The sequence below is a fragment of the Amycolatopsis sp. NPDC003865 genome (assembly GCF_053605345.1).
The window spans coordinates 16,211-26,499 of the sequence record NZ_JBSGJA010000013.1 but is presented as its reverse complement, the minus strand read 5'-3'; the positions used below and the strand labels follow the sequence as shown (position 1 = coordinate 26,499).

Annotated in this window: 10 protein-coding genes; 5 read left to right on the top strand and 5 right to left on the bottom strand. The window is 73.7% G+C overall.

Annotation, left to right across the window (positions count from 1 at the left end):
- Window positions 1-48 precede the first annotated feature (48 nt).
- On the top strand, window positions 49-1,071 hold the full coding sequence (locus ACWEVP_RS28455; protein WP_452065631.1) for an ABC transporter substrate-binding protein: 1,023 nt from the start codon (window positions 49-51) through the stop codon (window positions 1,069-1,071).
- Between the two features lie 10 nt (window positions 1,072-1,081).
- The gene (locus ACWEVP_RS28450) at window positions 1,082-1,291 is read left to right on the top strand and encodes an MbtH family protein (protein ID WP_452065630.1); all 210 of its coding nucleotides are present in this window, start codon (window positions 1,082-1,084) and stop codon (window positions 1,289-1,291) included.
- Window positions 1,292-1,325: 34 nt separating this feature from the next.
- Here ACWEVP_RS28450 and ACWEVP_RS28445 read toward each other — a convergent pair whose 3' ends face one another.
- A complete protein-coding gene (locus tag ACWEVP_RS28445; protein ID WP_452065629.1) occupies window positions 1,326-1,934 on the bottom strand; it encodes a dihydrofolate reductase family protein in 609 nt (202 codons plus the stop codon).
- A 74-nt stretch (window positions 1,935-2,008) separates the two neighbouring features.
- Here ACWEVP_RS28445 and ACWEVP_RS28440 point away from each other — a divergent pair, with 74 nt between their 5' ends.
- A complete protein-coding gene (locus ACWEVP_RS28440; RefSeq protein ID WP_452065628.1) occupies window positions 2,009-2,878 on the top strand; it encodes a LysR family transcriptional regulator in 870 nt (289 codons plus the stop codon).
- Window positions 2,879-3,032: 154 nt separating this feature from the next.
- Here ACWEVP_RS28440 and ACWEVP_RS28435 read toward each other — a convergent pair whose 3' ends face one another.
- From ACWEVP_RS28435 to ACWEVP_RS28425, 3 genes are read right to left on the bottom strand one after another with little or no spacing between them, the layout of a single operon-like run.
- Entirely contained in the window at window positions 3,033-4,784 is a 1,752-nt protein-coding gene (locus ACWEVP_RS28435) for an ABC transporter ATP-binding protein (protein ID WP_452065627.1), read from the bottom strand.
- Window positions 4,781-6,445, bottom strand: a complete 1,665-nt coding sequence (locus ACWEVP_RS28430) for an ABC transporter ATP-binding protein (protein WP_452065626.1) — start codon at window positions 6,443-6,445, stop codon at window positions 4,781-4,783. Before ACWEVP_RS28430 ends, ACWEVP_RS28435 begins: the two co-directional genes overlap by 4 nt.
- A gap of 54 nt (window positions 6,446-6,499) precedes the next feature.
- A complete protein-coding gene (locus tag ACWEVP_RS28425) occupies window positions 6,500-7,357 on the bottom strand; it encodes a DMT family transporter (protein ID WP_452065625.1) in 858 nt (285 codons plus the stop codon).
- Between the two features lie 44 nt (window positions 7,358-7,401).
- Between ACWEVP_RS28425 and ACWEVP_RS28420 the strand changes: the two genes are divergently transcribed.
- Window positions 7,402-7,914: a DinB family protein gene (locus ACWEVP_RS28420; RefSeq protein WP_452065624.1), complete on the top strand. Its 513-nt coding sequence runs from the start codon at window positions 7,402-7,404 to the stop codon at window positions 7,912-7,914.
- A gap of 660 nt (window positions 7,915-8,574) precedes the next feature.
- Window positions 8,575-9,741, top strand: coding sequence for a PheS-related mystery ligase SrmL (gene srmL, locus ACWEVP_RS28415; protein WP_452065623.1), 1,167 nt, complete (start codon window positions 8,575-8,577; stop codon window positions 9,739-9,741).
- On the opposite strand, the gene ACWEVP_RS28410 is transcribed toward srmL, so the two are convergent.
- Window positions 9,673-10,242: a TetR/AcrR family transcriptional regulator gene (locus ACWEVP_RS28410; protein ID WP_452065622.1), complete on the bottom strand. Its 570-nt coding sequence runs from the start codon at window positions 10,240-10,242 to the stop codon at window positions 9,673-9,675. The two genes, srmL and ACWEVP_RS28410, sit on opposite strands and share 69 nt — an antisense overlap.
- Window positions 10,243-10,289: the final 47 nt, after the last annotated feature.

Sequence of the window (10,289 nt, the reverse complement as noted above, 5' to 3'; positions counted from 1 at the left end):
CTGCCCTAAATAAGGTGTGCCTATCCTAAAAGCTGGCGAGAGGTTCACATGTCCGTGTTTCAAGGCGCTGCTGGGCTCAGCCGGCGCGGATTCCTGATCGGGGCCGGCGGCCTCGCGGCGACCGTGGCTCTCACTGCCTGCGGCAGCGGCGAGGACAAGCCCGCCGCGTCCTCCGGGCCGTGGGAGTTCACCGACGACCGCGGGCAGAAGATCTCCCGTGACCAGCGTCCGACGCGCGTGGTGGCGTACGTCAGCTCCGCGGCCGCGCTGTGGGACTACGGCGTCCGCCCGGTCGGCGTGTTCGGCCCGCAGAAGACGGCCGACGGCGGCAAGGAGATCCAGGCGGGCAACATCGACCTGAACTCCGTCACGTCGATCGGCAACGCCTGGGACGACTTCAGCATGGAGAAGTTCGCCGCCACCAAGCCCGACCTGGTGATCACCGGCCTCACCGGCGCCAAGCCGACCGACCTGTGGGTGCTCAAGGACGATCTCGGCCCCAAGGTGCAGCAGGTCGCGCCGATCGTCGCGCTCTCGGAGTACAAGGTCACGCTGCCGAAGGTGATCGAGCGCTACGAGCAGCTCGCCGTCGCGCTCGGCGGCGACGCGAACTCCGACGTCATCAAGAAGGGCAAGGACGACTTCCGGAAGGCGTCCGACGACCTCAAGGCGGCGATCCAGGCCAAGCCCGGCCTCAAGGTCCTGGTCGTCTCCAGCGACAAGGACAACCTGTACGTCTGCAAGCCGGAGTTCTTCGCGGACCTGGCCTACTACCGCGACCTCGGCCTGGACATCATCACCGGCGCCGGCTCCGACGACTACTTCGAGACGCTCAGCTGGGAGCAGGCCGGCAAGTACCCGGCCGACCTGATCCTGACCGACAGCCGCACCTACGCGCTGTCGCGCCGGCAGCTGGCCGCGATCCCGACGTGGGCGCAGCTGCCCGCGGTCAAGGCGAACCAGCTCGCCGACTGGTCGACCGAACCGCGGTTCAACCCGGTGCTCGCGGCCCCGGTCATCCGGAAGCTGACCGAAGTCGTCACGGGTGCCCGTACGGACATCACTGCCTGAGGAGGCCCGCGTGACCAACCCGTTCGAAGACCCCGACGGCACCTACCTGGTGCTGGTCAACGCCGAGAACCAGCACAGCCTGTGGCCGGAGTTCGTCGACGTCCCGGCCGGCTGGACGGTCGCGTTCGGCCCGGCCGGCCGCCAGGACTGCCTGGACCACGTCGAAGCGAACTGGACGGACATGCGGCCCAGGTCCCTGGCCGAAGCCATGGACGACTGAGGTCCCGCCGGGAGCCCACGGGTTCCCGGCGTTTTCAGCGCCGGACGTGGTAGCGCAGGTGCGTGACCGACTTCGCCGCTCTCGCCTCGACCTGCTCGAGATCCAACGGCGGGACGCCGTCGAACAGCCGCGAGCCGGCGCCGAGCATCAGCGGGACGACGTGCAGCCGGATCTCGTCGATCAGCCCGGCGGCGAGGTACTGGTTCACGGTCCGCGCGCCGCCGTGGATGGAGATGTCCCCGTCGCCGGCCGCTTCGCGGGCGCGGGCGAACGCGGCGTCGATCCCTTCGGTGACGAAGTGGAACGTCGTGCCGCCGTCCATCGGCTGCGGTTCGCGAGGGTGGTGCGTCAGCACGAAAACCGGGCCGTGGTACGGCGGGTTGTCGCCCCACCACCCCTTCCACTGCCGGTCCCAGCCGCCGCGCACCGGGCCGAACATGTTGCGGCCCATGATGAACGCCTTCGCCGTCAGCATCCGCGCGAACTCACCGGGGTGCTGCTCGGCCCCTTCGCCGTACCAGGCGTGCAGCTTGTCGCCCCAGCCGTCGCCGCCGTCGTCGCCGAACGGGCGCTGCTCGGTCTGGTTGTCGCCGGCGGCGTAACCGTCGAGCGAGATCGTGAGGTCGCAGGTCACCTTCGTCATGGGGACAGCTTGCGGCCGCGGACGCATGACGTCCAATGCCAGATCCGTCCAGGACACATTGATAACGTTGATGAATGCTGAACCTGGTCCACCTCAAGGTGCTGGTCGCGGTGGCGCGGCACGGATCGGTGACCGAAGCGGCGCGCGAGCTGCACTATTCGCAGCCGTCGGTGAGCCACCACCTGTCCCGGCTGGAGGCGGCCACCGGGGCCCGGCTCGTCCAGCGGATCGGCCGCGGCATCCGGTTGACGCCGGAGGGACGGCTGCTGGCCCACCGGGCCGCGGAGATCGTGGGCCGGGTCGACGCGGCGGCCACCGAGCTGGCGGCGCAGGTGGGCCTGCAGGCGGGCGTGGTCCGGCTGGCCGCCAACGCGTCGACGTTGGCCACGATCGTCCCGGAAGCCGCGGCGGCGCTGGCGCGGGAGCACCCGGGACTGCGGCTGAGCCTGGCCGACGAGCACCCGGCGGAAGCGCTGCGCATGCTGCGCCACGGCGAGATCGACGTCGCCGTCGTCTTCGGCCGCGCCGAAGCCCCGGTCGAGGAGGGCGTCCGCCTGCACCACCTCGGTGCCGACCCGGTCCACCTGATCAGCCGGGAAGCCGGTGACCGCATCGAGGACCACCGGGACTCCGGGTGGGTCGGCGGCTGCGCCCGGTGCCGGGAGGAACTGGGCGCGATGTGCGCCCGGGCGGGCTTCAGCCCTCGCATCGCCGCCCTCAGCGACGACATGGTCGTCGTGCAGTCGCTGGTCGCCGCGGGGGTGGGGGTCGCGATCCTGCCCGGCCTCGCGCTCCGGGCCCATCGCCGGGCCGGGGTGCAGGCGACCGAGACCGGGTTCAGCCGCCAGATCCACGCGGCCACCTACGGTGAGCCGCCGGACCCACCCGCCGTGGCGGCGGTGGTGGCCGCGCTGGGCGAGGCGGCGTCGGTCGCGCTGGCGTGAGGAGGTGGCCGCTCGTTCGCGCTGGGTCGTGGCCGTGCTGGGGGAGGTGCGTCGGTCGCGCTGGTGTGAGCAGGTGGCCGCTCGTTCGCGCTGGGTCGTGGCCGTGCCGGGGAGGCGGCGCCGATGGTGCTCCCTCCCTGGCAGCTTGCCCGCGTCAGGCGCGCTGGCCTGACCAGGCCGCCCACAGCGTCGCGTACTGACCTCCCGCGGCGACCAGTTCTTCGTGGGTGCCGGACTCCACCACCGCGCCGGCGTCGAGGACCACGATCCGGTCGGACGCCGCCGCCTGCGTCAGCCGGTGGGCCACCACCAGCGCCGTGCGTCCCTCCAGGGCCGCGGCGGCCGCCGACTCGAGGACCCGCGAGCCCGCGCTGCCCGCCTCCGCCGTGGCCTCGTCGAGGATCGCGATCGGCGGGTCGGCGAGCACCAGCCGCACCAGGGCGAGCTGCTGGGCCTGCGTCACCGTCAGCCGGTGGCCGCCCTCGCCCACGACCGTGGCGAGGCCCTCCGGCAGGCTGTCCACCCAGGACAGCGCGCCGGCTTTCGCCAGCGCCGCCCGGAGCTCCGCGTCGGTCGCCGTCGGGCGCGCGAGGCGGAGGTCGTCGGACAGCGGCCCGGCGAAGACGTGGACTTCCTGGCTGATCAGCGCGACCGTCCGGCGGGTGGCCGCCGGGCCCAGCTCGTCCAGCGGGACGCCGCCGAGCGTGACCGAGCCGGTGGCGGGCGGGTGGATCCCGGCGATCAGCTTGGCGAGCGTGGTCTTGCCGGCCCCGCTCGCGCCGACCAGCGCCACCCGCTCGCCGGGTGCGACGGCGAGGTCGATGTCGCGCAGCACCGGGTGACCGTCCACATAGGAATAACCGGCCGCCGCCGTCTTCACCGACGCGTCCACCGGCCGGGCCGCCCGCGCGGGCGCGGCTTCGGCGGGCAGGTCCGCGACGCCGATCAGCCGCGCGAGGCTGGCCGCGGCCGCCTGCGCGTCGTCGACCAGGGCCAGCGCCGTCGTGATCGGGCCGAAGAGGCTGTGGAAGTACAGCGCCGCGGCCGTCGCGACGCCGACCGTCACCGCGTCCGCCCCGACCAGCAGGAAACCCATGGCCAGCACGGCCGACAGCCCGACGAACTCCGCCAGGTTCAGCCGCGCGTAGAACCGCGTCACCAGCCGGATCCCGCGCAGGGCCAGGCCGACGGCGGCGTCCGACCGGTCGCGCACCCGGTCCAGGTGCGCGTCAGCCAGCCGGAACGCGCGGACGGTCTTCGCGCCGCCGATGGTGTCGAGCAGCTGCTGCTGTTGCGCCCCGACCGCTTCGCGCTGGCTGGCGTACAACGGTTTCGCGCGCGGCACGTACCAGCGGACGGTCCACAGCTGGATCGGCACGGCGACCAGCGCGGCCAGCAGGAACCGCCAGTCCAGCACGGCCAGCGCGCCGAGGGTGAGCACCACGGTCAGCACCGAGCGGCCCAGCTCCGGCAGCGCCTGCCGGACGGCTTCGGCGACGACCGAGACGTCGTTCGTCACCCGCGTGGTGAGGTCGCCGGACCCGGCGCGCTCCAGCTGGTCGAGCGGCAGGCCGAGGGCCCGTTCGACGAACCGTTCGCGCAGCTCGGCGAGGATCGTCTCGCCCAGCCGCGCCACCAGTGACACACCGATGGCCGTCGCGACCGCTTGGGCGAGCGCGACGAGCACCAGGCCGACGACCGGGGTGACGAGGTCGGCCGCCGGCCGGCGCGTCGCGACCAGGTCGACGACCCGGCCGAGCAGGGGAGCGGTGAGCAGCCCGATCGCCGTCGCCGCGACGAGCGTCGTGAACGCGGCGGCGGCCCGGCCCTTCGACCGGCCGGCGAGTTCGCCGACGACGGCGCGGATCCGGCGGCCGTCGGCCACGGGGAGGAGTTCACGGGTCACGAGAGCACCGCCGCTCGGTAGTCGGCGCGACCGGCCAGGTCGGCGTGGCTGCCTTCACCCGCGATGCGCCCGTCGTCGAGGAGGACGACGCGGTCGGTCGCGGCGAGCAGCGCCGGGCTGGTGGTCACCAGGATGGTGGTGCGGCCACGCCGCAGTTCGGCCAGGCCCGCGGCGATCCGGGCCTCCGTGACGGTGTCGACGGCGGTCGTCGGGTCGTGCAGCACGAGCACCGGCGCGTCCGCGGCGAGGGCGCGGGCGAGCGCGACCCGCTGCCGCTGCCCGCCCGAGAGCGATCGGCCGCGTTCGCTGACAACGGTCGCGACGCCGTCGGGCAGGGCGCCGGCCACCTCGTCGACGGCCGCGGCGGTCATCGCCGGTCCGGCCAGCGGCCCGGTGCCGCAGTTCTCGGCGACGGTGCCGGCGAACAGGTCCGCGTCGTGCGCGGCCACCAGCACCACCTCGCGGACCCGGCTGGGGTCCACAGTGGACAGGTCGACCGCGTCGACCGTCACCGAGCCGGTCACGGGGTCGGCGGCGCGGCCGAGGCAGTCCAGGAGGTCGGTCGCGGCGGCCGGGTCGGTGGCGACCACGCCGAGCAGCTCGCCCGGGTGGGCTTCGAAGTCGACGTTCCGCAGCGCGCCGCGGCCGAGCGCGGAGAGCCGGACGTGCCCCGCGGCCGGCGTCGGCAGCGTGGCGTCCCCGGCGCCGACGGCGGGCGGTGCGTTGAGGACGTCGGCGATGCGTGCCGCCGACGCGCGGCCCTGCGCGAGTTCGCCGTTGACCCACGAGAAGATCGAGAACGGCGTGATCAGGTACTGCGCGAGCCCGACCGCGGCGACGAGGTCGCCGACGCTGATGGCCCCCGCGGCCGCGAGGTTCCCGCCGACGAGCGCGACGACGGCGAGGAAGATCCCGGTCAGCGCGAGCAGCGCGCCGTTGTGCCAGGCCTGGGCGCGCGCCGCCCGCAGCGTCGCCTCGAGCGAGTCCTGGCTGGTGCGGCGGTAGCGGTCGACGGCGGCGCGTTCGGCGCCGACGCCCTTCAGCACGCGCAGGCCGGCGACGAGGTCGGTGGCGATGCCGGAGGCGAACGCGGAGCGTTCCTGCTCGGCCTCGCTGCGGCGTTCGAGGGGCTTGCCGATCAGGTGCGCGAGGTAGAGCATCGGCGGCGTCCCGAGCAGCACCAGCAGGCCGAGCGGCACGCTCATGGTGAGCAGCACGATGGCGCTGACCAGCAGCCCGGCCAGCCCGGCGACCCCGAACGGCAGGACACCGTTGACCTGGCCGACGCGCTTCGCGTCCGACGTCCCGACGCTGACGAGCTCGCCCGCGAGGGACTCCGCGCCGCCGCCGGGGTGCAGGACGCGGCGCCCGACGTCGAGGCGCAGGTCGTGGGCGGCGCGTTCGGCGGCGCGCTCGCCGAAGCGGGCGCCGAGGCGGTAGCTGGTCGACAGCACGGCGAACAGCACGCCGAGCAGCGCGAGCCAGAAGAGGAGCGTGCCCACCGATCCGCCGGCGACGGCCTGGTCGATCACCACGCCGATCACCACCGGAACCAGTGCCTCACCGCCTTGGTGGCACGCGGTCAGCAGCGCCGCGAGACCCACCGATCGTCGTTGTCCGGTGATCGAACGGCGGAGGACTTCCCGTCCGGTCGTGCTCACCCGCGCCTCCCTGTCCTGGTCGTGGGATAGGTAAGGCTAGTCTAAGTAAAGAAGTCACGGGGACACGGTCGGCTTCGTCTCACTCGTGTCCGGCTCCCCGAAGCGGGCGAGGGCGAGCGCGGCGGCCACGGCGAGGACGAACCCGGCACCGGCGACGGCCACGAACCCCGGCCGGGTGCGGTCGCCGAGCACGAGCACGCCGACCAGCGACGGGAAGACCGTCTCGCCGAGCACCATCATCGCGGTGCTCGTGGTGACGCTGCCGCGCTGCAACGCCGTGGCGTAGAACAGCATCGCCATCCCGCCCGCGACCGCGACGGTGTAGGTGGCCGGGTCGGTGAGCAGGGCCGACGGGGCGAGGCTGGGGATGATCCGGCCGGCGATGGCGACGACGCCGAAGCTCAGCCCGGCGACGAGCCCGAGCGCGGGTGTCCGCACGCGGCGGCTCGCCTTCCCGGCGGCGATCCCGGCGGCGGCCAGGACGGCCACGGCCCCGATCAGCCCGAGCCGGAAGCCGAGCCCGACGGGATCGGACCCTTCGCTCTCGGCGGCGGCCCCGAGCAGCGCGAGCCCGGCGCACACGACGGCGACGGCGGCCCACTCCCGCTTCCCGAGCCGGACGCCGAGGAACCGCGCGGCGACGGCGGTGACGGCGAGGCTGGCGGCGAGGGCCGCCTGCACGACGAAGAGCGGCAGGACGTGCAAGGCGGCGATCTGCGCGACGAACCCGAGGACGTCGAGGGACAGGCCGAGCACGAACTTCCACTGCTTCAGGACGCGGACGAGGAGCTTCGGATCGACGCCCGGTTTGTCGCCGTCGGTGTCGGTCGCCTGGGCGGCGACCGACTGCATCACCGAAGCCACGCCGTACGCGATCGCCGCGCCGAGGGCGCAGAGCAGTCCCCACCACATGGCGATCACTCTATTTTGTCGGACCGGTGGGGTACGTTGCGGTCATGTCGAACACGAGTTCGAAGACGCACCGGTCGTGGCCGGCCCGCCTGGCTGCCGACGAGCTGCGCCTCCAGCTGGACTTCCTGCAGTTCCTCCGCGCGACGGCGGTGAACAAGCTGGCGGGGCTGCCGCTGTCGTCGGCGGCGGCCACGCCGTTCCCGTCGTCGCCGCGGTTGAGCGCGCTGGGGGTGGTGAAGCACCTGACGGCGGTCGAGCGGTGGTGGTTGTCGATCGAGGCCGGGGGAGCGGATCTGCCTTCGCTGTGGGCGGGGTCGCCGGACCCGAGCTGGAACGTGACGGCCGACGACACGCCGGCCTCGGTGGTGTCGGCGTACAAGGCGGAGTGGGCGCGGGCGGAGAAGTCCCTGCGGCGGCTGGGGCCGGATGACCGGACCCGGCGGCGGGGGGAGTTCACCGTGCGGTGGGTGGTCGCTCATGTCGTTCAGGAGACCGCGCGGCATGTGGGGCATTTGGATTTGCTGCGGGAGTTGGCTGATGGGGAGGTGGGGGAGTAGGGGGTGGGGTTGGCCGCGATGAGGTGGGGTGCCGGTCTGGTGTGGATGGTCGGCTTTCCGGGCCGGGCCGGGCCGCGCCGGGCAAGCCGAGCCGAGCCGAGCCGAGCCGGGCGGGGCCGGGTCAAGCCGCAGGCCGAGTCGAGCCGCGCGGGGCCGCGGCGGGCCGCGCCGTGCCGGGTCGGGTCGGGCCGCAGGCGGAGTCGAGCCGCGCCGGGCCGGGTCAAGCCGCAGGCCGAGCCGCGCCGGGCCGCGCCGGGCCGGGCCAAGCCGCAGGCCGAGTCGAGCTGGGCCGCGTGGTGGGCTGGTCCGAGTCGGGCCTGGCTCAACTGGGCCGGGCAGGGCCGGCGGTCCGGCTGGTGCGGCCGGGCAACCGGCCCGCCGCGCGGCCGAACCCACCAGCCCCGCCGTGGCTTGTCCACGCCCTCACCTCGCGCGCCGGGCGGGAAATTCGCGTGACACCTCCGGCTAACCTGGGTTCGTGGCCGTCGTTGCGGGGTACCGCCGATTTACCGGCCCCCTGGCCCTTCGCGGGCGCCAGTGGGGTTCCGGGGTCATGCCCGCCGCCGTCTGAAGCTGCGTCGCGTCACCGACCCTCGCCGGGTGTCCGGGCCAGGGGGAGCTCCTTCGCTCACCCGTCCCGCTCACCCAGGAGGCTCCGTCATGCCCGCCCGGCTCACCGCCGCCCAGCTCACCCGCGACCTCGCCGTCCGCGATCTCACCGATCCGGCCGCCGGGCCGCACGCCCTTCAGCTCGTCGTCGACCTGGCCGTCTCCGCCGTTTCCCGCCCCGGTCTCGAAATCCGGCGGTGGCCGGGCGATCGGATCGTCACTGTCGCCGACAACTACGACCACCTCGGCTACGACCCCGCCGACGTCACCCGCGACGCGCGCTATACCCGCTACGTCGACGACACTCATGTGCTGCGCAGCCACTCCAGCGCGCTGATCCCCGCCGCGCTCCGCGGGCTCAAAGCCCGCCCCGCCGACGACGTCCTGCTCGTCTGTCCCGGCGTCGTCTACCGGCGCGACAGCATCGACCGCCTGCACAGCGGCACCCCGCACCAGCTCGACCTCTGGCGGATCACCCGCGGCGCCACCGGCAGAGCCGACCTCGAGCAGCTCGTCGAATCCCTCGTCGGAACCCTCCTGCCGGGACGCCGGTGGCGGCTCGAACCCCGCCGTCATCCGTACACAGTGGACGGTGCTCAGCTCGACGTCGAGCACCGGGGCCACTGGATCGAGGTCGCCGAATGCGGGCTCGCCCACCCGGACGTCCTCGCGCGGGCCGGGCTCGGAGGCGGCTGGTCCGGCCTCGCCCTCGGCATGGGGCTCGACCGGATGCTCATGCTCCTGAAGGGAATCCCCGACATCCGCCTGCTGCGCTCGGCCGATCCGGCCGTCGTCGCGCAGCTCGCCGATCTCGCGCCCTACCGTCCGGTCTCGGCGCTGCCGCCCGTCCGTCGCGACCTCTCGATCGCCGTCGCGGCCGGTGACCGGGCCGAGGACCTCGGTGACCGCGTCCGCACCGCCCTCGGCGACGACGCCGACCTCGTCGAGTCGGTCGAGATCCGGCGGGAAACGCCGTGCGCGCGGCTCCCGCCGCAAGCCCTGGCCCGCCTGGGCGCGGCGGAACACCAGAAGAACCTCCTGGTCCGCCTCGTACTCCGGCCTCTCGACCGGACGCTGTCCGACGCCGAGGCCAACGTCCTGCGCGATCGTGCCTACGCCGCCCTCCACCAGGGCACCACACACCAGTGGTCAGGCCCGGAGCCCTCGGAGCGCGAGAGCGGCGAAGCGTCGCGAAGCCGCGACGCGCGCGGCGGGTGACGCGGCCCGGATCCCGCTGTTGGCCATGAGGACCAGCACGAGGTCGTCTAGGACGACATCGGCCCGCACCGCCCCCGCTTCCCGAGCGCGGCGGATCAGCTCCGCGATCGAGCGCAACGCCCGTTCGCGGTCCGCGGTGAAGTCGATCGCGTGCGGGAACGCCGACGTGAACGCCGCCGTGAAGCCTTGGTCGCGCGCCTGGACTTCGCACAGCCTCTCGACCACCAGGGAGAGACCGCGCCACGGGTCGGGGTCGGCCAGTCCTTCGTCCACGACGGCGTAGCACGCTCGCATCTGGTCGGTGAACGCTTCGGTGACCAGCAGTTCCTTCGTCGGGAACCGGCGGTACAGCGTCGCCGGCCCGACCCCGGCCCGCCGGGCGATCTCGCGCATCGGCACGTCCAAGCCGTCGGCCGCGAACACCTCGCGGGCCGCGTCGAGGATCCGGGCGCGGTTGTCGCGCGCGTCCGACCGGAGGTTGTGAGGCAAAAGAACGACCACGCTCTCAGTTTAGCCAAGTGGACGCCGGCGTCCACTACCGTCGGACG